The organism is Streptomyces sp. SS8 (assembly GCF_054072955.1).
Map to the genome: position 1 here is coordinate 177,297 of NZ_JBSVCZ010000002.1, position 23,193 is coordinate 200,489.

16 protein-coding genes and 1 pseudogene are annotated in these 23,193 nt (G+C 70.6%); 6 read left to right on the forward strand and 11 right to left on the reverse strand.

Features of this window, described 5'->3' with window-relative positions; all coding sequences use genetic code 11:
* Nucleotides 1-3: 3 nt before the first annotated feature.
* Nucleotides 4-864, reverse strand: a complete 861-nt coding sequence (locus ACW69E_RS02675; protein ID WP_457496538.1) for a radical SAM/SPASM domain-containing protein — start codon at nucleotides 862-864, stop codon at nucleotides 4-6.
* Nucleotides 865-1,161: 297 nt separating this feature from the next.
* Between ACW69E_RS02675 and ACW69E_RS02680 the strand changes: the two genes are divergently transcribed.
* Nucleotides 1,162-2,496 carry a tetratricopeptide repeat protein gene (locus tag ACW69E_RS02680; protein WP_457496539.1) on the forward strand — a complete coding sequence of 445 codons (1,335 nt, stop codon included), beginning with the start codon at nucleotides 1,162-1,164 and terminating at the stop codon, nucleotides 2,494-2,496.
* A gap of 28 nt (nucleotides 2,497-2,524) precedes the next feature.
* Here ACW69E_RS02680 and ACW69E_RS02685 read toward each other — a convergent pair whose 3' ends face one another.
* The 3 genes from ACW69E_RS02685 to ACW69E_RS02695 all read right to left on the reverse strand — a co-directional run bounded on the left by ACW69E_RS02685 (nucleotide 2,525) and on the right by ACW69E_RS02695 (nucleotide 9,059).
* Entirely contained in the window at nucleotides 2,525-6,121 is a 3,597-nt protein-coding gene (locus tag ACW69E_RS02685; protein WP_457496540.1) for a DEAD/DEAH box helicase family protein, read from the reverse strand.
* A gap of 215 nt (nucleotides 6,122-6,336) precedes the next feature.
* A complete protein-coding gene (locus ACW69E_RS02690) occupies nucleotides 6,337-7,542 on the reverse strand; it encodes a restriction endonuclease subunit S (RefSeq protein WP_457496541.1) in 1,206 nt (401 codons plus the stop codon).
* The gene (locus ACW69E_RS02695; protein ID WP_457496542.1) at nucleotides 7,539-9,059 is read right to left on the reverse strand and encodes a type I restriction-modification system subunit M; all 1,521 of its coding nucleotides are present in this window, start codon (nucleotides 9,057-9,059) and stop codon (nucleotides 7,539-7,541) included. The genes ACW69E_RS02690 and ACW69E_RS02695 overlap by 4 nt, the downstream gene beginning before the upstream one ends.
* Nucleotides 9,060-9,397: 338 nt before the next feature.
* Here ACW69E_RS02695 and ACW69E_RS02700 point away from each other — a divergent pair, with 338 nt between their 5' ends.
* A complete protein-coding gene (locus tag ACW69E_RS02700; protein ID WP_457496543.1) occupies nucleotides 9,398-10,360 on the forward strand; it encodes a DUF3800 domain-containing protein in 963 nt (320 codons plus the stop codon).
* An 84-nt stretch (nucleotides 10,361-10,444) separates the two neighbouring features.
* Here the strand turns inward: ACW69E_RS02700 and ACW69E_RS02705 are convergent, their stop codons facing one another.
* From ACW69E_RS02705 to ACW69E_RS02725, 5 genes are all read right to left on the reverse strand, one after another.
* Entirely contained in the window at nucleotides 10,445-11,107 is a 663-nt protein-coding gene (locus tag ACW69E_RS02705) for a class I SAM-dependent methyltransferase (RefSeq protein ID WP_457496544.1), read from the reverse strand.
* A 76-nt stretch (nucleotides 11,108-11,183) separates the two neighbouring features.
* On the reverse strand, nucleotides 11,184-12,374 hold the full coding sequence (locus tag ACW69E_RS02710; protein ID WP_457496545.1) for a methyltransferase domain-containing protein: 1,191 nt from the start codon (nucleotides 12,372-12,374) through the stop codon (nucleotides 11,184-11,186).
* A gap of 1 nt (nucleotide 12,375) precedes the next feature.
* The gene (locus tag ACW69E_RS02715; protein WP_457496546.1) at nucleotides 12,376-12,513 is read right to left on the reverse strand and encodes a hypothetical protein; all 138 of its coding nucleotides are present in this window, start codon (nucleotides 12,511-12,513) and stop codon (nucleotides 12,376-12,378) included.
* Nucleotides 12,514-12,588: 75 nt separating this feature from the next.
* A complete protein-coding gene (locus ACW69E_RS02720; protein WP_457496547.1) occupies nucleotides 12,589-13,062 on the reverse strand; it encodes a hypothetical protein in 474 nt (157 codons plus the stop codon).
* Nucleotides 13,059-13,277: a hypothetical protein gene (locus tag ACW69E_RS02725; RefSeq protein ID WP_457496548.1), complete on the reverse strand. Its 219-nt coding sequence runs from the start codon at nucleotides 13,275-13,277 to the stop codon at nucleotides 13,059-13,061. The genes ACW69E_RS02720 and ACW69E_RS02725 overlap by 4 nt, the downstream gene beginning before the upstream one ends.
* A 262-nt stretch (nucleotides 13,278-13,539) precedes the next feature.
* Between ACW69E_RS02725 and ACW69E_RS02730 the strand changes: the two genes are divergently transcribed.
* Both ACW69E_RS02730 and ACW69E_RS02735 read left to right on the forward strand, forming a co-directional pair.
* Complete coding sequence (locus ACW69E_RS02730; protein WP_457496549.1) at nucleotides 13,540-14,796, forward strand: helix-turn-helix transcriptional regulator; 1,257 nt, start codon at nucleotides 13,540-13,542, stop codon at nucleotides 14,794-14,796.
* A gap of 14 nt (nucleotides 14,797-14,810) precedes the next feature.
* A complete protein-coding gene (locus ACW69E_RS02735) occupies nucleotides 14,811-15,176 on the forward strand; it encodes a hypothetical protein (protein ID WP_457496550.1) in 366 nt (121 codons plus the stop codon).
* A gap of 36 nt (nucleotides 15,177-15,212) precedes the next feature.
* On the opposite strand, the gene ACW69E_RS02740 is transcribed toward ACW69E_RS02735, so the two are convergent.
* Nucleotides 15,213-15,944: a ferritin-like domain-containing protein gene (locus ACW69E_RS02740; protein ID WP_457496551.1), complete on the reverse strand. Its 732-nt coding sequence runs from the start codon at nucleotides 15,942-15,944 to the stop codon at nucleotides 15,213-15,215.
* Nucleotides 15,945-16,658: 714 nt separating this feature from the next.
* Between ACW69E_RS02740 and ACW69E_RS02745 the strand changes: the two are divergent.
* Nucleotides 16,659-17,168: pseudogene (locus ACW69E_RS02745) on the forward strand (SigE family RNA polymerase sigma factor); the annotation flags it as partial.
* A 339-nt stretch (nucleotides 17,169-17,507) separates the two neighbouring features.
* Complete coding sequence (locus tag ACW69E_RS02750) at nucleotides 17,508-19,160, forward strand: long-chain fatty acid--CoA ligase (RefSeq protein WP_457496552.1); 1,653 nt, start codon at nucleotides 17,508-17,510, stop codon at nucleotides 19,158-19,160.
* 255 nt (nucleotides 19,161-19,415) lie between these two features.
* On the opposite strand, the gene ACW69E_RS02755 is transcribed toward ACW69E_RS02750, so the two are convergent.
* Entirely contained in the window at nucleotides 19,416-23,132 is a 3,717-nt protein-coding gene (locus ACW69E_RS02755; protein WP_457496553.1) for a PAS domain-containing protein, read from the reverse strand.
* Nucleotides 23,133-23,193 lie beyond the last annotated feature (61 nt).

The following is a 23,193-nucleotide window of genomic DNA, read 5'->3' on the forward strand; positions in this document are numbered from 1 at the left end:
TCCTCAGTTCCTCGGGCTGCACGAGCTGCCCGGAAAACCGGGCGTGCACTCCTCGTCGTCGGGGCCGCAGGGGGCGTTCCTCCCGGCCGCGCCCTGGATGGCCGTGGTGGCGCGGGTCATGGCCTCGCCGCCGAGGATAGCGGCGAGCGGGGTGTGCCTGACGTTGCCGACGCCCATCCAGCCGGAGAACACGCACGGGGACACATCCCCCGTGGGACCGATGGCGGCCACGCCCGATCCGCACCGGCCACAGAGCTTGGCCGTGTCGGGGACCCGGCCCTGTCCGCCCCGACCGAAGGGACGGACGTGATCGACACCGATCCGCTCCACGCCCAGGGCTTCCAGGTCCCGCCGGGCACCCGCGGCCTGGTCCTCGTCGCCGGTGACGACTCCGACGCGCAGCGGGATGCCGAGCCGGACGGCCCTGGCGATGTTCTCCCGCGTCCTTCCGTGGGAGCGGCGGCCGGTCATCGCGTTGTGGGTCTCGGCCCGGCCGGAGTAGTAGGAGGTGGCCAGCGCCAGTCCCTTGCGCTGGAAGATCTCCCAGCACTCCTGGGAGACGTGCACGAGGTTGCTGTAGACCTCCACCTCCAGAGCGGCGTTCAGCGCGTGGTCCACCAGGGCCGTGAAGTCGGGGTGCATGGTCGGCTCACCACCGATGAACTGCACCCCGCGCACGCCACAGGCCGCGGCCTGGTCCAGGACACCGATCCAGTCCTCACGGGTCATGGTGCCGTGCGATCCGCCCGGGCCGGAGGAGTTGTAGCAGTGCCCGCAGGCGAGCTGGCACTTCCGCGTCAGGTCCAGCCACAGAAGCCGGGTGGTGGCTTTCCGGGCCGGCGGAGTTTTGACGATCACTGTCACCGGTGTTCCCTCTCTTGTCGGGGGATGCTGTCTGCCGGCCGGTGCCTTGTGCCGCTTGGATGCTGATTCCGAACTGGCTTCGCAAGCAGCCGAGTTGGATCTGGGCGCCGTCGACAGCCGTGGCCGGACCCGCGTCACGGCGGACTGCGCGACGGATTCCCTCCGCACGCTGGACTTCGGGACCGACCACTTCCGTGCTCACGGATACGTAACCGTGTGATTACTCTGGGCGGTACCGTGGGTGGAGCGGCAGCGCGTGAAACCCGTGAAAGATCGCGTGGATGCGGGGGAGTGGGCATGGGAGCCAGGAAGCCGAACGAGGGCCTGCGGCGCGTCCTGACCGAGAGCCAGTGGTCGCAGGCCCAACTCGCCCTGGCGGTCAACCGGATCGGGGCGGAGGCAGGGGTGCCGCTGCGGTACGACGAGTCCGCGGTGAGCCACTGGCTGAGCGGCACCAGGCCGCGCAAGGCCGTACGCCCCTTCCTCCGTGAGGCCCTGTCACGTCGGCTGCGCAGGCCGGTCACCCTGGCCGAGATCGGTCTGGAGGCCGAGGAGACGAGCTGTGGCGCGGATACCGTGGAAGGACTGATGAACCTCGGGAGGACGGACATGGACCCATCCCGCAGGAGCGTTCTGGGCGTCGGGCTGTTCTCCGTGGCGCTGACCGTCCCCGGCTGGCAGGACGTGGTGGGCCGGATGGAGGCGGTACGGGCCGGCCGCACTGTGCGCATCGGACGGCCGGAGGTGGACATGGTGGTCGCCATGACCGAGCGGATCAGCGAACTGGACGACCAGTTCGGCGGCCGTCACGCCCGGCCCATGGCCGCCTCGTTCATCGTCAACACCGTCTCGGCGTACCTGCGCGCCGACGCCCCCGAGCCGGTGCGCAAGGACATGCTCTCGGCCGCCTCCGACCTGTGCTACCTCACCGGCTACATGGCCGTGGACGAGGGCCTGCAGGGACTGGCCCAGCAGTACTACCTCAAGGCCCTGGAACTGGCCGGCGCCGCCGAGGACCACCTGACGTACTGCACCACGCTGCGCGGCATGAGCGTCCAGGCCGTCGACCTCGGCCACGGGCCGGAGGCCCTGCGCCTGGCCGACGCGGCAGCCGCCGCCTCCCCGCAGGCCGGACCGCGCATGCGCGCCTTCCTCGCCGGCCAGCAGGCCCACGCCGCCGCCCAGACCGGCGACCGCCGCACCGCCCTGGCCCACCTGCGGGACGCGGAGACGGCGATGGAGAAGGCCGAGTCAAGAGCGAAGACCTTCGGCTCCTACGACCCCGCCGCGCTCGCGTACCACACGAGCCATGTCCGTCATGAACTCGGCGACATTCCCGGAGCCGTGGAGGCCATGCGCGAATCCGACCGTCTCTGCTACGACGTCTACCGTCGCTCCAGGGTCAAGGAAAGGGCCACACTCGCGGAGTTCCAGATGAAGATGGGGCACCTGGAAGCGGCGTGCAAGACCTGGCACGGCGCGCTGGACGAGTACCCGATGGTCCAGAGCGGACGGGTGGACGACCGCATCCGCGCCATGTTCACCCTGATCCGCCCCCACCTCCGCAACCGCACCGCCCGCGACCTCCACGACCGCGCGAGGACGCTGGCTCCCTCCGTCCTGCGCGCATGAGAGACCACCGAGCGCCGCAGCGCCGGTTCTAGGCCGCCAAGGTGGTGGGCTTGGCTGTCCGCTCCAGTTCCTTGAAGATGACATTGAGGCTCTTGAGTTCGTCATCCGTGAACAGGTCGTCCGGGCCGCCGGGGGCGAGATCGGCGAACGAGTCCTCGTAGAGGTCGCCCAGCCCCAGGATTCCGCGCTTGGCCACCGTGTCGATGATCAGCGTCAGGAAGTCGAGCTGGCGGGAGCTGAGCTGCTTGCCCGTGCAGAAGGCCTCGAACGCCTTCTGCGCGGCCTGCCGGTCCAGCCCGCACAGCCCGCGCACGAACAGGCCGAGACCGCCGGAGGACCGCACCTCGTCGAGGTCCTCCGGGGAGGCGATGGCCTCTGCGAGGAAAATTTCCTCAAGGCTCGCGAGATCGAGCTCGGTGATCTGCTCGTTGTGACGCAGTTTGCGCACCACCGGCTGGTCCTCGTGACGGAGAAGGTAGGCCCGGGCCTTCTGCTTGAAGCGCTGCTTGTCCGTGCCCTGGGGCATTCCCTGGATCTCGGCCTCGGTGATGTCGCCGAGCTCGTCGGTGAAGTCGGTGTAGACGACGTTCCGCTTGACCTTGGGGTCGGTGAGACGCGCCAGTCGGCGCATACGGCGCCGCATGTCCTCCAGCAGCGGGAGCGTGACGCCGTCCCACCATTCCTCGCCCGCCACCGCTTCCAGCAGCTCGGCCTGCTCGCCGACCGCCGGGATGTTGGTCTTGGTGAGCAGGTTGGAGGCGATGTCCTGGATCCTCGCGCGCAGCCTGGCGAAATCCCTGCCGCCTTCCAGCGCGGCGAGCTGGAGGCCGTACGCCGCCAAGTCGAACCGCTTGGCCTCCTCGCCCGTCTCCTCGTCGTCCGGACGGAACTCACTGGGCAGTCCGAGCAGGTGCTCGCGGATCGCGGTGTCCGCGTCGTCGTCCACCCGGTGCCAGCTGCCGAAGTCGCTGAAGACCTCGACCTCCCGGCGGTGCGGACGGACCAGGAAGTTCTCCAGGTTCATGCCGGTGACGGTGTGGTGCAGCCGGTGGGCCAGCGACCAGCGGATCTCCGCCTCGGTGCCGATCGCGTCGGGGCCGGCGTCCCGTGCCGGGTCGGGCTGCTGCCGCTTGTCCAGGACCCGGACGAGGTCGAGCTGGCGCTGGAGGAGCTTCTCGCCGAGAGTGACGGCCCTGCGCCCCTCCGACCGGTCGAGTTGGCTGTTGAAGAAGTCGATGTTGCCGCAGAAGTCGAAGACGTAGAAGTTCTGCTTGTTGTGCTCGGGGTTGTCGGGGTCGGGGCCGTAGAGGGCGGGGCGCAGACGGGTGCCGCGGCCGATCATCTGCCAGAACTTGGTCCTGGAGAAGACGGGTTTGGCGAAGACCAGGTTCACCACCTCGGGCACGTCGATGCCGGTGTCGAGCATGTCGACGGAGATGGCGATGTCGGGGGCGTTCGGCGGGTTCTTCGGGTTGGAGAAGTCGTCGATGAGGGACTGGGCGTACGTCTCCTTGTACGTGATCACGCGCGCCGTGTGGCCGGCGCCCTGCGGGTAGTTCGCGTTGTAGCGCTCCTCGATGTACCGGGCGTGGATGTTGTTCTTGGCGAAGATGATCGTCTTGCCGAGCCGGTCGCCGCCCTCGACGCGGTGGCCGCGCGTCATCAGCGTCTCCAGCATCTTGTCCACGGTGTCCTCGTTGAAGAGGAACCTGTTCATGTCGTGGCGGTCGACCGCGTCCGGGACGTCACCGTCCTCGGTCCACTCCTTGGCGTCCCACTCCGCCTTCTCCTCCTCCGAGAGGTCGGCGTAGCGGATGCCGTGTTCCATGAACTTCAGCGGCACCTTCACCGCCTTGGGGAGGACGAGGTAGCCCTCGGCGGCGGCTTCCTGGAGGTCGTAGGAGTCGGTCGGGACCCCGTCCTCCATGGCGAAGAGCTTGTACGTGTTGTGGTCGATCTCGTCCTTGGGCGTGGCGGTCAGGCCGAGCAGCAGCGAGTCGAAGTAGCGGAACAGCTCGCCGTACTTCGCGTACACGGAGCGGTGCGCCTCGTCGATGACGATCAGGTCGAAGTGGCCGGGACCGAAACGGCGGCGGCCCGCGCCGTCGGTGACGTTGATCTGCTTCATCATCGTCTGGTACGTGGAGAGGTAGACGCGGGCCGAGGCGGCCTTGTCGTCGAGGAGGCTGGCCACGGGGGTGTTCGGCAGGTTCTCCTTGAACGCCTTCATCGCCTGGGTGACCAGCGCCTGCCGGTCGGCGAGGAACAGCACCCGCTGCGCCCATCCCGCCTTCATCAACTGGTCCACGAGGGCCACGGTGGTACGGGTCTTGCCGGTACCGGTCGCCATGACGAGCAGCGCCTGACGGCCCCGGTCCCGCTCGAAGGTCTCACCCACCCGCTTGATCGCGCGGAGCTGGTAGGGGCGACCCGCGATCTTCTCGTTCACCGGTGTAGCCGTGAGGGAGAGGCGTCCGGCGCGCTGGCGGATGTGCCAGTGCAGCTCGTCCTTGGTGAAGAAGCCCTGTACCTCGCGGGGCGGGTAGCCGAGGCCATCGTCCCAGAGGTGGGTCACGTAGCCGTTGGTATAGAAGATCACCGGGCGGCGGTTGAACTGCTTCTCAAGCGCGTCGGCGTACAGCTTCGCCTGCTGCTGCCCGTCGCGGGCGTCCCGCTGGGTCCGCTTGGCCTCGACGACGGCGAGGGGCTTGCCGTCGTCGCCCCAGAGCACGTAGTCGACGTAGCCCTTGCCCGTCTTGGTGGGCATCCCGGAGGCGATCGGGTACTCGGTGTCCTTGCCGGGGGTGAGGAGGTCCCAGCCCGCTTCCTTGAGGAGCAGGTCGACGAAGGCGTCCCGGGTCGCCTTCTCGTCGTAGTCGTGGGTGTCCCGCACGGCCTGGTTGGCGGCCTTCGCGGCGGCGATCTGAGCCTTGAGCTCTTCGAGCTGCCGGGCGAGGTCCTCGTTCTGAGCGCGCTCGGCGGCGAGCTGTTCGGCCTGCTCCTTGAAGCGTGCCTCGTCCTCCGCCTCCTTGGCCTTGAGTTCGGCCTGCTTCAGAGCGCGGGCCTGGGGGGAGAGGGGGCGCGGTACGGCGCTGGTGTCGAACTCCAGCCCGGCGGGCGGCACGGCCGAAGCCCGGCGGGTGTAGGTGCGGGCGAACCAGTAGAGGGAGTGGAACAGCTCCTTGACGCTGGCCTCGGCGACGGTCCTCGGGACCGGGGCGGCCTTGTGCACGGCGTTGTTGCCGTGCCGGCGGATGAGATCCATCTTGGCGTTGACCGTCGGCCCGACGAGCTGCCGGAAGCTCGGCTCGTGGAGCATCGCCGCGAGGTCTTTCTTGTAGGGCTCGCTGAGGCTGCTGTCCTTGTCGTACATCCAGCGGGCCGTGATCTCGATGGCGCGGCGGGCGTAGAAGCAGGCGGCACGGGGATCGTGGTGAATCAGCCGCTCGGCGCGGAGCGCCTCGTCATAGAGGGCGGGCCACTCGGCGCGGAGGAAGGCGAAGTTGCCGCCGGTGGTGCGGCCGACGTTGTCGGCTGCGGCGCGGTCGCGGGCGCTCTTGCCGTGGTCGGCCTGACCCTGGCCGTCGCTGTTCTGGTTGCTCTGACCGTTCTGATCGCTACCCATGGCGGTGCGGTGCCCCTCTCCCCTGTTGCGGCGCTGCCGTGCGGGACCGGGGACCCGAGTTGGCGTCCCAGCCCCGGTCCCGCACGGGGCCGACGTATCCGTCCGTCTCCTACGGCAGAACCACCCGAGGGCCGGGCTCCCCTGCCCGACCGCACGAGCGGCTTGTGGTGCTGGTGGTGCGGCCGGTGCTGCGCACCGGAAACGGCGAAAGCGGCTTACGCGGCCTCGCCGGTGGCTTCATGCTCCCAGAGAGTGCCGGAGAAGGCGCGGCGTTGCAGGGAGACGAAGAGTTCATCGAGGGTGGCGAGGTGGGTTACATGTGCCGCACGCTGCTGCATCACGCTGCGTACGCTTTCTGCAAATTTTGAGCGCAGGTGAGAGGGCGGAAACACCACGGGCGCACTCTTGATTTGCTTAATGTTTAGCGTAGGCTGCGCGACTGTGCGCAGTTCCCTAGTGAAATAATGCTGCGCAAAATCCATCCGCAAATAGGCGGCCAAATATTCACGATCCGCATCGTCGGTAACTGGGATCCGTGCGACGGCGCGGGCAATATTGGAACCCACGTCATCGGCACTAACAATGGCCACCTCTCCGATCGCGCCGACGCAGCCGATCAGAATCTCGTTCCCTTTAATCCTGGATCGAGAATAGCGTGACTCAATATTCGGAGAAATTCGCATCAACGATGATCTGTCAACCCCAAGCCGCCTCAAGTCTCCGGATCGAATCAAAGGAACCCCGTCTTCAACATGCCGGCCAGGTTGTACCACACCGTAGTTGATCCGGTCACCCTCCGCAACCAGGGTCTCAATTTCACGCACCTCAAAGCCGCGAGTATTTACAGAAGGGTCACCGAACATGTCAAGGAATATGGATTGGGTCAGGTCGTCAAGGAGGGCGATGGCCTCGCGGCGCTTGGCGCGGAGGGTATCCACCTGGTCGAGGACGGCGGCGATGCGCCTCTGCTCTGCGAGAGACGGAAGCGGAACGGCGAACTCCGCCAGCTTCTTTTTGTTGAGATTCTTACCCATGGCCGCATCATCCGCACCACGGAGCAAGTCGGCGCACTTTAGGGCCCAGTACATAAATTCAGGGTGAGTGCGAGATCTATCTTTAATAGGCAATGCGGCAATGGCTTCGTTTGTATACATGGGAACTCGAGAGAACCCTACCTTGCCGACGCTGAGCTTAAAACTTAGAAGCAGCGTACCGGATTGAACGAGCCGTCCAGCCGGGCCGTTCGCGGCAAGGTCAGTGACTTGCTCTTTCGTTACCCTGAGGTCACGCCCTTGATTCATGTCGGCAATCGACAACCATGGCGTGCCCTCTCCCCAGTATTTCCGCTCTGCGCGCGGAGGGGTTTTACCGATGGTGATTTCGCAAAGATCTCCCAGCGCGGCTTCCGGCCACCGACTCACGCCAGCATCCCCTTCAGCTCCGCCGTACCCTTGGCGATCTCCTCGTTCAGCTGCTCCAGATCCGCCAGGATCTCCGCCGGCGCCCGCGTCTCGATCTCCTCGTGGAGGATCTCCTTGTAGCGGTTCAGGGAGAGGTCGTAGCCCTGGGCCGCGATGTCCACCTTGGGTACGCAGAAGCTCTGCTCGGTCCTGGCCCGGTCCCTCTCCGCGCCGTCTCGTTCCTGCCAGCGGGCCAGGACGTCCGGGAGGTTGTTCTTCAGGAGTTCGTCCGGTGTCAGCGGGTCGCCCTGCGGGCGGACGCCCAGGCGCTCCTCCGGAAGCAGCGGGTTGCGCTTGTCGTCCAGGCTCAGGCCGTCCGCCTGCACGTTGTAGAACCAGACGTGGTCCGTGCCGCCCGAGTCCGTCTTCGTGAAGAACAGGATCGCCGTCGAGACACCGGCGTACGGCTTGAAGACACCACTCGGAAGCTTGACCACCGCCTGGAGCTGCTGTTCCTCCACCAGGGTCCGTCGCAGTTCCCTGTGTGCCTTGGTCGAACCGAACAGCACCCCGTCCGGGACGATGACGGCTGCCCTGCCACCGGGCTTCAGGAGCCGCAGGAACAGGGCGAGGAACAGCAGTTCCGTCTTCCTTGTCTTGACGATGCGCTGGAGGTCCACCGCCGTGGACTCGTAGTCCAGGCTCCCCGCGAAAGGCGGGTTCGCGAGAATCAGGGAGTAGCGCTCGGCCTCGCCGGCCGCACTCTCCGCGAGCGAGTCTCGGTGCCGGATGTCCGGGTTCTCCACGCCGTGCAACAGCATGTTCATCGAGCCGATGCGGAGCATCGTGTTGTCGAAGTCGAAGCCGTGGAACATCGACTCGTTGAAGTGCTTGCGCTGCTCCACCCCGAGCAGCGCGTCACGGTGCACCCGCTTCACGTACGACGCCGCCTGCACCAGGAAGCCAGCGGTGCCGCACGCCGGGTCGCAGACCTCGTCGCGGGGCCCCGGCTGTGTCATCTCGACCATCAGGTCGATGATGTGGCGCGGCGTGCGGAACTGACCGTTCTGGCCGGCCGTGGCGATCTTCGCGAGCATGTACTCGTAGATGTCGCCCTTGGTGTCACTGCTGTCCATGGAGATGTCGTCGAGCAGGTCGACGACCTTCACGAGAAGGTTGGGCCCTGGGATCGTGAACCGGGCGTCCTTCATGTGATGGGAGTACGTCGATTCGTCCCCGCCCATGCGGCGCAGGTACGGGAAGACGCCGTCGGCGACGATTCTGTACATGATTTCGGGTGCTTTGATCTTGAAGTTCTGCCAGCGCAGATCCTGCTGGTCGTCCGAGAAGAAGGGGTCTGGGTCGGGCTTGCCCGTCGCCGCCGCCTTGCGGTCCTTGCGGGACTGAATCTCATCCAGCCGCTTGATGAAGAGCAGGTACGTGATCTGCTCCATCACCTCCAGCGGGTTAGCGATGCCACCTGACCAGAACGCGTCCCAGACGCGCCCCACCTTGCTCTTCAGCTCGCCCGTAATCACACGGGGGATCCTACGACTCCCGGAGCCCCACGCCCGTCCGGGCTTGACGAGCCCGGGGCTCCCCCCCTTTGCGCCTCGGACGTCGACCTCCGCGCCCACCGTCCTGTCCGGCCCACCAACCTGCTGCTTCGCCGTCGTGCCGACCGCCTGGGCGGCGTTCCCCGGCCTCGCCCGTCAAGGCTGGCCGAAACCCGTACCACCCAACGTGCGCCCGACTTGACCGAACGTAGCCGCTCTCGGCAGGATCGACCTCAGCAAGCAAAACATCGCGCATATGGCTGCGCAGACCCTGTGGCCGTCCCTTCGGGGGCGGCCACAGACGTGTTTCGGGAGGTTCGGTGCATCTGTGCTACATCGACGAGGCGGGCAACGGGCAGACGCTCGATCCCGTGCGGCCCGATGCCCCTCCGGTCCTCGTCGTCGGCGGATTCACCGTGCCCCGGGCCCAGGTCAAGTCCCTCACCTGGGCCTTCCTCGACGTCAAGAAGCACTACCGGCCGCAGTTGCGGAACGCGGAGCAGCTCTCCGAGGTGATCCAGCACGAGATCAAGGGCTCGGACGTCCGCAAGAACCTCCGTGCCGGCAACCACGGCTGGCGCCGTGCGGCCATGGAGCTGGTGGCCTCGCTGCTCGACATACTGGAGACCCACGAAGCCCGCGTCCTCGCCCGCGTGTGGATCAAGGAGGAAGGGATGGCCTTCGACGAGTCCGGGGTGTACCCGGCCTCCGTCGCCGCGCTGAACGAGACCTTGCAGGCCCAGCTCGCCCACGAGCACTCGCGCGGCATGATGGTCCTCGACAGCCGCACGAAGGTGAAGAACGCGCCCAACGTGCACTGCGTGACCACCCGCAAGTACCGCACGGGCGGTGACAGCCTCCGCGGGGTCATCGAGTCCCCGGTCTTCGGCCACAGCGACACCCACACGCTCCTCCAGCTCGCCGATCTCGTGGTGTCCTCCCTGCTGTTCCCCATCGCGTGCCACGCCTACCTGAGCGACGTGACGTGGAACGTGCACTGCGACGACGCTTACCGGCCATTGCGGGAGCAGTTCGGGCGGCGGCTGAAGAAGCTGCAGTTCCGGTACCAGGACCCCGAGAGGAAGTGGCGCGGCGGGATCGTCGTGTCCGACCGGCGGACGCAGCAGCCGTCCAGCCTGATGTTCGGCCCCAGGAAGACGGTCACCGCGCCGGTCACCGCGCCGGTCACCGCGCCGGTCACCGCGATTCCGGGACAGCCGGGAGCTCCGGCCGCCGAGCGGTCCGAGGCCGAGCCGGACGGCGGTCCGGGCGTTCTCCCCTAGCGGGCCGACGGGCCTTGACCTCGTGTCCAGGAGCCGGGGGCGAGTCCCGAGGGGCTCGCTCCTCCGCTGATGGGGAGTGGGCGGTCAGGGCTTGGTGGCGGTGGCGAGGAGGGTGCCGATGTGGCCCGGGGTGGGGGCGTCGAGGATGCGGACTTCGGCGTCGCGGAAGCCGGCGCGGGCCAAGAAGCGCGCCCACACCTGCGGCTTGTAGCTGTAGCGGTAGGTGAACATGGCCGGGCCGGCGAAGCCGCCCTTGTACATGCCCTGCGGGCCGTAGGCGCCGGGGATGGCGGGCGGGTGGGAGAAGGCGAAGACGCCGCCCGGGTTCAGTCGGGCGGCGACCAGTGGGAAGAGGCGGGAGGGGGCGGTGAACCAGGCGGCGCCGAAGACCGAGTACACCGCGTCGTAGGTCGTCCGGTCGTCGGCCAGAAACTCCAGCACCTCCGCGCACACGAACTCCACCCCCAGCGGCCCCCACCGCTTCGTGGTGTTCGCGACCATGACGGGTGAGAGGTCCACGCCCTTCGCCCTGACGCCGCGCTGAGCGAGGTGGGCGAGTGCCCGGCCGGTGCCGCAGCCGATCTCCAGCACACGGGCCGGGTTCCCGAGGATTTCGGTTCCCGGGCCGTGCCCTCGGTACTGAGTCCAGTTGAAGACGGGCTCGGCGTCGGTAACGTCGTTGCGGGTGCTGCTCGCGTAGGCGTCCCAGAGGTCGCGTTCGGCCGCGATGTCGTGCTGTACGGGCAACTCGGTTCCTTGGTGGTGTGGTTGGGGAGGCCTGTCCCCGTCCGGGTGGGCGGGGACAGGTGAGGGGCGGCGGGGCTCAGGGCGTTGGCGCGCTGGTGAAGTCCGGGACGGGGTTGTCCGGGGAGTCGAGCCAGACCGTGTGGCGGTGTCCGTCCACCGTGAGGCCGAAACGGTCGAAGTCCGGCTGTCCCTGCCGGTACCACCAGCGCCAGGCGGACTCCAGCTCGTGCCAGAGCCGGCGGGGACCGGCCTGGACGATCCGGAACTCGGTCCGGCCCCTCTCGTGGTCGGCGGTGGCCCAGCTCGTCAGGCCGGTGTCGTGCAGCCACAGCCGGTAGGAGCCGTCCGGTCCGCCGGCGACCCGGCAGAAGAGGTCGGGCACCTGGACGCCGATGGCGAACATGTGGATCCAGTCGCCCACGTCGTCGGGGGAGAGCGTCGTCGTGGACTCCGCGCCCCCGGCCGGCCACTCACGCCCCCCGAGGTACTCGCTCGTCGGGGGCAGCCTCCTGCGCTGCTCTCGCAGCCGCATGAACGCGGAGGAGCCGGTGAACGGTCCGGAGGCCGACCCGTCGTCCCGGACCGTGAGCCGGACGATCCCCTCGCCGCCGTACATCGGCCCCCACGGTGCGACGATCACCGCACCGGGCCGGGCCTGTTCGAGCCACCGTGCGGGGACGCGCCCCACCGAGCAGGTGGCGATGATCCGCTCGTAGGGCGCCCCCTCGCCGTACCCCTCGGCGCCGTCGCCCACGACGACGCGGGGCGAGAAGCCCGCCGCGGACAGCCGGGCGCGGGCCTCGGCGGCGACGCCCTCGTCCACCTCGACCGTGACGACGTGGCCGTCCCCCAGCCGGTGGCACAGCAGCGCCGCGTTCCATCCGGTCCCCGTGCCGATCTCCAGCACCCGGTCGCCGGGCCGTACGCCCAGGTCGGCGAGCATGGAGAACACCATCGTCGGCATCGAGCTGGAGGAGGTCGGAGTACGGCCCCGCTCCGGCCCGGTGTACGCACCGTCGTCCCACTGGGTGGTGATCGGCGCGTCCGAGTAGACGGCTTCCCACCACAGGTCCGGGGACTGCGAGCGGACGACCCGGTCGTCCTGCCGGTTCATGCCGGCCCGACCCGGCCAGATCATCTCGGGTACGAACAGGTGGCGCGGCACGGCGTGGAACGCCGGCAGCCAGTCGGCGGTCAGCGCGCCCTTCTCCAGGAGGGTGGAGGCCAGCCGCTCGGGACCGGCCTCCACCGTCGTGTCCTCGGCCACCTCAGCGACCGTCCGCCGGGCCCTGGCCGTCGTTGGTGTTGCCGCCCTCGTCCGAGCCGCCTCCGCCGTGCTTGTTGCCGGAGTCGCTGTCGTCCTGCGGGTTGCCCGCGTCGGCCTGGAGCGTCTGCATGGGGTTCATGGGTTCTCCTTCGTCGGGGTGGTCTCTTCGTGTACGTGCTCCCGTCCCGTGAGGAACGGGAGCCTGCCGCCCCGGTCACGGTCGTCCTGCGGGACGCGGCCGGGGCGGAGCCAGTGGGGCGGCCTGTGCGGCCACGCGGGTGCGCCGGTACACCCGCAGTCCTCCGGCGGGCGGCAGCACCAGCGGCCAGGCCGCCAGGCGGTAGTGGGCCGTCTCGTCGTGGGCCGCGACGGTGTAGGACCAGCCCTCCCGCAGCACCTCCAGGGCGTTCTCCCGCTCCGCCTCGGCGCGCGCCCACTCCCGCATGACCGAGCCGGGGCCGGGGACGCCCTCCGCCCGGACGGGACACAGGCAGGCCGGGGGCAGCCACGGGGTGCCGGGGCCGGGATCGAGCGCCCGGGCGACGCGTTCCGCCTGCCCGCGCATCCACCGCACCGCGAGACGCGGGGTGGGGGCCAGGTACAGGCCCAGCACGATCCGGGACGGCCGGCCGGGGGCGCTCGCCGACAGCTCGCACCAGAAGCGCATCCAGGTGGCGGCCCGTGTCACGGCATCCGGGCGGCGCGGTTGGCGGCCTTCACACGGGCGCTCAGCAACTCGGCCTGCGTGGCCGGACGCAGCACCTCGGGCAGGGCCGCCCACTCGCGGCCTCCGCCGACGGGGCGCAGGAGGTAGTACGCGGCGTCCCTGTCCTGGAACTCGCCCACGGTCTTCCGGATCTCGTCGTAGAGCGCGTCGCCCTTGGCGGGCTCGTCCGTAGCCATGGTCGTCAACTCCTCACCTCTTCGTACGCACCGCTTCGCTGATCCAGTGCATGTGGGTCTCTCCGCAACCGGGCGGGCCGCAGTAACGAATGGCGGTGCTCGCCGTTGTGGCTTCGATGTCTGTCCGGCGGTCGATGTCGCTGGTTCAAGGGAACCGTTCCGAACCGGCAGACTCCACGGCATCCATGAGGCAGCCTTGATGCAGAAGCGTGCACGGGCGCACTGTCGCCCGCATGCGGGATGTGCGGGGAAGGAGTGGGCAGTGGGCCTCGCTGAGCGGCGAAAGGCGCTGGGCTACAGTCAGGAAGGACTCGCCAACATCATTGGCGTTGACCGTACGACGGTCGGTCGGTGGGAGAGCGGGAAGACCGAGATCCAGCCCTCATTGCGCCAGAAGTACGCAGCGGCACTGCAAATCGACCTTGCCGGATTGGACGCCCTGGTCTCCAGATCTCCGAGTACGAGTCAGGAGTCCGCAGGGGTTTCTTCAGACAACGACTACGGCCCAAGGGACATCGATGAAATGATCCGACGCGAGTTCTTGCGCATACTCACCGTCGCCGGGGCTGTGACCGGGTTGCCTGCGGAAGAGGTGGAGGCCCTCGCGGAAAGCGAGCAGCGGCGATCTTCCGGGGACTTCGTCCGTATGAACGCGCATCTGTGGCAGGTGTACCAACTTGCCCGCGCCAAAGGTTCGGTGTACCCCGTCGTCCGCGATCAGCTCGCGACTCTCACCGAAGCGCTGGACAGCCGTTCGGGCAAGGAGGTGCAGACTCTCTGCAGTGCTGCGGGTGACCTATTTCAACTTGCGGGCGAGCTGGCGTTCGACAGCAACCGATACCTTGATGCCGCAACGGCGTACACACTCGCCGCATCGGCCAGTAAAGACGCTGGGGCGTTCGACCTCTGGGCTTGCTCTCTGACTCGCCACGCCTACGTTGACATGTACGAAGGGCGCTATCAGGAGGCCGTCAGCACTCTGTCGGCGGCTGAGCGTATTGCACGGCGTGGGGACAGCAGTCTTTCGACGCGACACTGGGTTGCGGCGGTGCAGGCCGAGGCGTTCGCCGGTATCGGGGACCTCGCTGCGTGCGAGTACGCGCTCGACGAAGCGGAGAAGGTCGCGGATCTGGCCGGGACGCCGCAGAACGGCGGCTGGCTCCGCTTCGACGGCTCCCGGCTCGCGGAAGAACGCGGCGCTCGATACGTGCAACTCGGGCGGCTCGACCTCGCTGAGCGTGCCCTCCAGGGGGCCCTTGACCAGGAATCTCTTGCGGAAGGCCGATCGTTCCGGCGGCGAGGTTCCGTTCTCGCGAACCTGGCAGCCATTGGGGTCAAGCGCAAGGACCCGGATCAGGTCATCACCTACGCCAAAGAAGCCCTGCGCCTGGCACGGGAATCCTCTTCCGGCTATATCACCCGTAGACTTCGGGCTCTGGGAAATGACCTTGGTCCCTTGGCCCGTGACGCCCGTGTCGCCGAGTTGAGGACCGAGATCGGTGCATTGAGCATGAAGTAATGGAAGGGGTAGGTATGACCCAGGCCGAGGGCGCGCGGCTGTTCCGTGAGTCCTGGATCGCAGGCGTTCGCGAGCACTTCCCCGGCGAGCCGAAGCCCGGCTATGTGACGCCCTGGGAGGAGACCCCGCAGTGGGAGCGCGAGGCCGCCGGGGCCGTCTACGAGCAGGTGCGGCAGTTCCTCGAACTCAGCGGCGGGCACGCCTCGCGCCTCACCCGGGAGCAGAAGGGCCGCTACGTCGCCACGTGCTGGATCGCCCAGATGTTCAAGCACTTCGAGGACCCGAAGCCGGGGTACGTGGCCGACTGGACCGACCTGCCCGACTGGCAGAAGGAGACCGACGCGGACATCTTCGAGGCCATCGAGAAGTCGCTGAACTGACGGTCTCCGGGGCGGTGCTGCGGTCGTCGCCCTGCGTCAGGGCGTGCCCGGGCGGATGCCCGGCCGGGCGGGGCTCAGGATCGCGGAGACCACCGGGCGGGAGGAGGCCATGACGTCGGCGGTGAAGCGGCGTCCGAGGCCGAGGCGGCGCAGGGCCGGGCCGTGGTCGGCTGCGACGACCAGGCAGGCGGCCAGGAGCATCAGCCGCCACAGACTCATCACCGGGCGGCGCAGGGGGCGGGGCAGCTCCGCGAGTGAGTCGTGCAGGCGCTCGCAGTGGAACGGTACGTGGCGCTGCTCGTCGGCCAGGATGCGGCCCGCCACGTCCGAGGTGAGCGGGTCGTCGGCGCCGTCGCGCAGGGCGCGGTAGTAGCGCAGCGCCACCACCTCCGCGACCATCAGCACCAGCAGTTCCATGCGCAGCCCCATCAGGCGCCGCAGCCGTACGAAGGCCCTGTCGCTCCAGTGGCCGGTCAGGGTCGGTGCGCCGCCCGCCGCCAGCAGGCGGGCGAGGAGGCGGGCGTGGTTGCGCTCCTCGGCGACGAACAGCCGGACCGCCCGCGCGTAGTCGGGGTCCCCGGCCCGGTCCGCCTTGGTGATCAGGTTGGCGCCGTCGCCGTCCTCGCCCACCTGGAAGCGCTGGACACTGCTCCATACGGCCGGGTGGAGGGTGGCGCCCCGTTCCCAGCAGGGGTCGCCCTGGGCGTGCCTGCGCTCGCGTTCTTCCTCGAAGTGCCCTGCCCACTCGGCGAATCCGCTCGTGTCCATGTGTGGTCTCCCCCTCCGGGGCGCGTTCGTCGTGCGCCCTCGGAGGGACGACGCGCCCCAAAGGCCGTGCCGTTCCACTGCCGGCCGGTGGGGGCGCCTGGCTCCGGACGCGGGGCGCGCGGGGAGGGCGCGGGCGCTGTGCGGTGGAGGCGCGTACGGGCGTGCGAGGGGCGTGCCGGTGGCGTCCGCCCTGCTGCGGACGGGTGGGAGAGGGTTATGCGGTTGCGTGGGAGGTTTATCGACACGTCGTCATTCTTGCGAGTGGTTGGGGCGTTGTGGGTGGTTCGCCGGGTTTCCGTAGGGCAGTCTGAGTTCGCGACGTCGCTGCGACAACCTCAGGCACACGCTCCGGAAGGACAGAACATGGCACGTACCCGCATCACCCGGTTCGGGGCCGTGGTGGTGCACGCGCTTCACGGGCTCGGATGAGCCGACGGGCGCCGGCCGGGCGGGGAACCGGCCGGTGTCCCGGGAGAAGGAAGGGATGGGCGGAGCGGCCGCACTCGGTGCGGCCGCTCTGCTGTTGTGCGCTGTTGTGCGCGCGGCCGGTGCGGTCCGCCGCCCGCCGGCGGTCGCCGGGGCGACCCCGAGGCGGTACGGGGTCCGTCCCCCTCCCGGGGGTGGAGGCGGCGACCCGCCTCCACCCTGAGAGGGACGCGGCATCGGGACCTGGGGCCGATCCGGGACGGGGGTCCCGGCTCCTAGCGTTGGGCCATGACCACGCATGGGACGGCCGCGACCGTGACGCCGCTGACCTTCACCTCGTACGTACGGGCCCGCGGGCCGGTGCTGCTGCGCACGGCGCGCTCGCTCACCGCCAACCCCAGCGACGCCGAGGACCTGCTCCAGACCGCGCTGACCAAGACCTACATGGCCTGGGAGCGGATCGAGGACCAGCGCGCGCTCGACGGCTACGTGCGCCGCGCGCTGGTGAACACGCGCACCTCGCAGTGGCGCAGGCGCCGGGTGGACGAGTACTCCTGCGAGGAGCTGCCGGAGCCCGAGCCGGTGCCCGGCCCCGACCCCGCCGAGCAGCAGGCCGTGCGCGACGCGGTGTGGCGGGCGGTGCTGGCGCTCCCGGAGCGGCAGCGGGCCATGGTGACCCTGCGCTACTACGAGGACCTGAGCGAGGCGCAGACCGCGGCGGTGCTCGGGGTCTCGGTCGGCACGGTCAAGAGCGCGGTGTCGCGGGCGCTGGCCAAGCTCCGCGAGGACCCGCGGCTCCTGGCGGACGTGCTGGGCGGCGGTACGGAGGGGGGAGCGCGGGGTGTGAGGGATGCTCGCGGGGCCCGGGGGACGAAAGCGGCGCGAGAGCTGCGAGAGGCGCGAGAGGTGCGAGGGAGCACCGGTGGAGACGCCGGTGACCTGAGGGGGCTGAGAGGCGCGGGGGGTGCCGAGGGGGAGGCGGCGGTAGCCGCGTAGCGGCGGGCCGGGGGAAAGACGGCGACATATCGGGGTCCGACCTAGTGACATACCGACCGGTCGGTGGCAGGCTTCCCGCAACGACAGCGCCGCCCGCCCGCAGGCGGCGGCGCACGTATATCTCGTTCACGGGAGGCCCCGGTGCTGAGCACGATGCAAGACGTACCGCTGACCGTCTCGCGCATTCTGCGACACGGAACCACGGTGCACGGAAAATCGCGGATCACGACCTGGACCGGGGAAGGCGAACCGCACCGCAGGACGTTCGCCGAGGTCGGCGCCCGCTCCGCCCAGCTCGCCCACGCCCTGCGCGACGAACTCGGCGTGGCCCCGGGCGACCGCGTGGCGACCCTGATGTGGAACAACGCCGAGCACGTCGAGGCGTACTTCGCCATCCCGTCCATGGGCTCGGTGCTGCACACCCTCAACCTCCGGCTGCCCGCCGAGCAGCTCGCGTGGGTCGTGAACCACGCGGCCGACAGGGTCGTACTGGTCAACGGCTCGCTGCTGCCGCTGATCGCCCCGCTGCTGCCCAAGCTGGAGCCGGTCGAGCACATCGTGGTCGTCGGCCCCGGCGACACCTCCGTGCTGGAGGGCTGCCGCCCGGCCGTCCACGAGTACGAGGCGCTGATCGAGGGCCGGCCGACCTCGTACGACTGGCCCGAGCTGGACGAGCGCGAGGCCGCGGCCATGTGCTACACCTCCGGAACCACCGGTGACCCCAAGGGCGTCGTCTACTCCCACCGCTCCATCTACCTGCACTCCATGCAGGTCAACATGGGCGAGTCGATGGGCCTGACCGACGCCGACACCACCCTGCCGGTGGTGCCGATGTTCCACGTCAACGCCTGGGGCCTGCCGCACGCCGTCTTCATGACCGGCGTCAACCTGCTGATGCCCGACCGCTTCCTCCAGCCGGCCCCGCTCGCCGCGATGATCGAGGCCGAGAAGCCCTCCCACTCGGCGGCCGTGCCCACCATCTGGCAGGGGCTGCTGGCGGAGCTGGCCGCCAACCCGCGCGACATCTCCTCCCTGAAGAACGTCACCATCGGCGGCTCGGCCTGCCCGCCCTCCCTGATGCGGGAGTTCGGCGAGAAGTACGGGGTCACCGTCACCCACGCCTGGGGCATGACCGAGACCTCCCCGCTGGGCACCGTCGCCCACCCGCCGGGCGGGCTGAGCGAGGAGGAGGCGTGGCCGTACCGCATCAGCCAGGGCCGCTTCCCGGCCTCCGTCGAGGCGCGGCTGATCGGCCCGGACGGCACCGAGATGCCGTGGGACGGCGAGTCCGCCGGTGAGCTGGAGGTGCGCGGCCCCTGGATCGCCGGGGCGTACTACGGGGGCGCGGACGCCGAACCCCTGCGCCCCGAGGACAAGTTCAGCCCCGACGGCTGGCTGCGCACCGGCGACGTCGGCGTGATCACCCCCGACGGCTACCTGACGCTGACCGACCGCGCCAAGGACGTCATCAAGTCCGGCGGCGAGTGGATCTCCTCGGTGGAGCTGGAGAACCACCTGATGGGCCACCCGGCCGTCGCCGAGGCCGCCGTCGTGGCCGTGCCGGACGAGAAGTGGGGCGAGCGCCCGCTGGCCACGGTCGTCCTCAAGGAGGGCGCCGGTGACGTCTCGTACGAGGACCTGCGCGAGTTCCTCTCCGACAAGGTCGCCCGCTGGCAGCTTCCCGAGCGCTGGGCGGTGATCCCGGCGGTGCCGAAGACGAGCGTCGGCAAGTTCGACAAGAAGGTGATCCGGGCGCAGTACGCGCAGGGAGAGCTGGACGTCACCCGGCTCTGAGCGCGTACGGCGCACAGGGATTGCCGCGGCGGCCCGGACGGGACTCCCGTCCGGGCCGCCGCCCGCGTGCGGTCCGTAGGGCTCCCTCGCGTCGGCCTCGCCGGTGTGGTTCCGCCACGACATCGAGGCCGGTGCGCGGGCCAGTGGCACCGGTCCCGGCACCGTGTGAAGCGGCGGTCCGGACACCGCGACGGCGAACGCCTCCGGTCGGCCGTGCCGACGAAGCGGTGGGCCGGTACGCCCGGCCGGCGGCGGCTAGTTGGCGCCTATCTTCGCCAGCAGGTCCACGATGCGCGACTGCACCTCCGGGCTCGTGGACCTCTCCGCGAGGAAGAGGACCGTCTCGCCGGACGCCAGACCGGGCAGCTCCGCCTCGTCGATGGAGGCGGAGGTGTAGACGACGAACGGCGTGCGGTTGAGCATGCCGTTCACCCGCAGCCAGTCGATGATCCCGGCACGGCGGCGGCGCACCTGCATCAGGTCCATCACCACCAGATTCGGCCGGATCTGCGCCGCGAGCTGCACCGCCTCCGCGTCCGAGGGGGCGTGCGCGGTCTGCATGCCGCGCCGGCCCAGCGTCGCGGCCATGGCGTCCGCGATGGCCGCGTGCTCCTCCACCAGCAGTACCCGCGGCGGGTGCTGCTCGCTGTCGCGCGGCGCGAGGGCCTTGAGGAGTACGGCCGGGTCCGCGCCGTACGCCGCCTCACGCGAGGCCACCCCCAGACCGGCCGTCACCAGCACCGGTACCTCGGCGGCAACGGCCGCCTGGCGCAGCGACTGAAGGGCGGTACGGGTGATGGGGCCGGTCAGCGGGTCCACGAAGAGGGCCGCCGGGTACGCCGCGATCTGGGCGTCCACCTCCTCGCGGGAGTGGACGATGACGGGGCGGTAGCCGCGGTCGGTCAGGGCCTGCTGGGTGGAGACGTCCGGCTCGGGCCACACCAGCAGTCGCCGGGGGTTGTCCAGGGGCTCGGGCGGCAGTTCGTCGTCGGCCGGCAGCGGCACCTGGCCGCTGCCGCCGGTGACCTCCACCGCGCCGCCCGGACCGTCCAGGTGCTCCGGCCCCTCGGCCCCGGCCTCGGGCGCGCCGATGGCGAACTCCCGCCCGCTGTGGGTGTGCTGGGCCGGCGGGTACTGGGGGTGCGCCTGCGGTGGCGTGGCGGCGATGGCCGCGGCGGCCGCCTCGGCGGCGCGCTCCTTCTCCGCCGGCGGGGCCGCGAGCTTGCGGCGGCGGCCCGGGCCGGCACTGGTCTGCGCGGGCGTGGGGGTGGGCGTGGACGCAGATGTGGGTGCGGGGCCGGGCGCGGGCGCCTGGGCCGGGGGCTGCGGCGCGGGGCGTGCGGCAGGTGCGGGCGGTGTGGCAGGCGGCGCGGCAGGCGGTGCCGGGGGCGCGGGCTGCTGGACCGCGTGCTGGCCGGTGTGCTGCTCGCCCGCCTGCCGGGCGAAGGGCACACCCTGGCCGAGGGTGCGCACACTGACGCCGGAGGTCTGCTCCTGCGGCGCCGCCTCACTGCCCGGCATCGGCAGCGCACGCTGCCGGGGCGCCGCCTCGGGCGGCACCGCGCCGCCCAGGATGGGACTGCCCGCGACCACGGTGAGGTCGGCCTGGGCGGGCTGCTCGGCGCCACCCGCACCGCCCACGCCGTTCGTGCCGTCGTGTTCGGGGAGCTGGGTGTGCTCGGAGTGCTGGGCGAGGGCGTGCCGTTCGGGCCCGGGGGCCTGCGGCCCGGCAGCGGCGGGAGCCGGCTGCGGAGTCTCCTCGGGCGGCGGCACGCGGCGGCGCCGGCCGGTCGGCCGGTCCTCCTGGACGGCCCCGACCCCGGCCCCGGCCCCGGGCTGCTGGACGGGCTGGTGCTGTACGGGCTGAGGCTGCCCGGACTGCGGTTGTACGGGCTGCAACTGCGGCTGCGCGGGCGGCTGCCCGGGCTGCGCTGCCGGGTCCGGAGCCGGGGTCGGGCCCGGCGGCAGCGCGAACGCCGCGCGCCCCGGCGCCTGCGCGGGGGCGGCCGGGGCCGGCGGCTGGGGCCCGGCGGCGGCCCTGCGGGCACGCCGGCCGGTGCTCTGCTGGGGGAACTGGGCCGGCGCGTGTTCACCGCTGTCCCCGGCGCCCCCGGCGTTCTCCGCGGGCTCGCCGCCCTGGGCCAGTGCGCGCCGCGCCCGGCGCCGTCCGCCGCCGGGCGGGATCGTCCCGGCGCCGCTGCCGTCGTCCGGCGCGGCGGTCTCCGCCCGGTCCTGCGAGCCGGGTGGCAGGGCGATCGCCCCGCCACCGGCGGCCTCCGCCGCACCCGCCGCGTGCGCCGCGGGCGTGCCGCGCACCGGCTGCGACGGCACGGGCATCACCGTCGTCTCGCCCCCGCCCTGGGCGGCCCGTGCCTCCTGGGCCGCCTGCGTGTCCGGGGAGCCCTGAGTGTCCTTGGACCCCTGGTCCCCCCGCGCCTTTGGGGCATCCTGCTCCCGGGCGCCCCGCTTCCGCCGGGCCGCCGCCTTCTCCGGATCGGGGGAGCCGACCGGCACCTCCAGCACGTAGGCGCTGCCGCCTCCGGCGCCGGGCACCTGATGGGTCTGGAGCACACCGCCGTGCCGCCGCACGATCCCGCGCACCAGCGGCTCGTGCACCGGGCTGCCGCCGCCGTACGGGCCGCGCACCTCGATGCGCACCACGTCCCCGCGCTGCGCCGCCGCGACCACGATCGTGGAGTCGCCGGAGGCGGGGCCCTGCGCGTTGCCGGTCGCGTCCACGCCGGCCACGTCCGCGACCAGATGGGCCAGCGCCTGCGCCAGCCGTACCGGGTCCACCTCCACGTCGACCGGCGGGGCGTGCACCGCGAACTGCGCGCGCCCGGGCCCGATCAGCTCGATCGCGCCCTCCACACCGGCCGACACCACCTCGTCCAGCGACACCGTCTCGCGCGCGAGCCGCTCGGCGCCCGCGTCCAGCCGCTGGTAGCCCAGCACGTTGTCCACGAGCGTGGTCATACGCGCGTAGCCGGCGGCCAGGTAGTGCAGCGTCTGGTTCGCCTCCGGCCACAGCTGCCCGGCCGGATCGGCCGCCAGGCCGCCCAGTTCGCCGCGGAGCTGCTCCAGCGGCCCGCGCAGCCCGCTCTCCAGCACGGCCAGGAGCTGCTCGTGGCGTGCGGCGAGGGCGTCGTAGGCGGTGCGGTCGGTGAAGGCGAGCACCGCGCCGACGAGCTGGTCGCCGTCGCGCACCGGCGCGGTCGTCATGTCGACCGGCACCGCGCGCCCGTCCTTGGTCCACAGCACCTGCCCGCGCACCCGGTGCTTGCGCCCGGAGCGCAGGCTGTCGGCGAGCGGCGTCTCCTCCCACGGGAGCTGGCTGCCGTCGGGGCGCGAGTGGTGGACGAGCGGGTGGAGCTTCTGCCCGCCCAGCTCACCGGCCCGGTGGCCGAGGATCTGGGCTGCGGCCGGGTTGACCAGGACGACCCGGCCCTCGGTGTCCACGCCCACCACGCCCTCGGCGGCGGCGCGCAGGATCATCTCGGTCTGGCGCTGCTGCCGGGCCAGCTCGGCCTCGGTGTCGACGGTGCCGGTGAGGTCGCGGACGACGAGCATGAGCAGCTCGTCGCCGGTGTAGCTGTTGCCGTGGTCGGCGAAGGCGGCCTCGAAGGAGGACTCGTAGGGGGTGCGCCCGTCCTCCAGGTTGGCACTGGTCACCTCGACCATGAACTGCGTTCCGTCGGTGCGCCGGGCCACCATCCGCGTCGGCTTGGTGCGGGGCTGGGGGGCGTCGTCGGGGCGGCGCATCGAGCCGGGGATGAGCTTGGAGTCGAAGTCCGGGAGCAGGTCGAGCAGTCCGCGCCCGACCAGGGCCGTGCCCGGCGACTCGAAGACCTCCAGGGCGATGCTGTTGGCGTTGACGACCGTGCCGTTGCAGTTCACGAGAAGCAACGCGTCCGGCAGTGCGTCGAGTATGGCTGCGAGGCGAGCAGCGCCTCGGGATGGCCTGCTGCTCACGACGACGCATCCTCCCTGCTGACCAGCTGGTGCACCGTGGCAGCGCCGGGACCGGGCCGGA

Bases quoted from the DNA above. Each gene is read 5' to 3' on its own strand.
- ACW69E_RS02680 (WP_457496539.1), top strand. From the start codon at position 1,162: ATGGGAGCCAGGAAGCCGAACGAGGGCCTGCGGCGCGTCCTGACCGAG.
- ACW69E_RS02685 (WP_457496540.1), bottom strand. From the start codon at position 6,121: ATGGGTAGCGATCAGAACGGTCAGAGCAACCAGAACAGCGACGGCCAG.
- ACW69E_RS02715 (WP_457496546.1), bottom strand. From the start codon at position 12,513: ATGAACCCCATGCAGACGCTCCAGGCCGACGCGGGCAACCCGCAGGAC.
- ACW69E_RS02725 (WP_457496548.1), bottom strand. From the start codon at position 13,277: ATGGCTACGGACGAGCCCGCCAAGGGCGACGCGCTCTACGACGAGATC.
- ACW69E_RS02735 (WP_457496550.1), top strand. From the start codon at position 14,811: ATGACCCAGGCCGAGGGCGCGCGGCTGTTCCGTGAGTCCTGGATCGCA.
- ACW69E_RS02740 (WP_457496551.1), bottom strand. From the start codon at position 15,944: ATGGACACGAGCGGATTCGCCGAGTGGGCAGGGCACTTCGAGGAAGAA.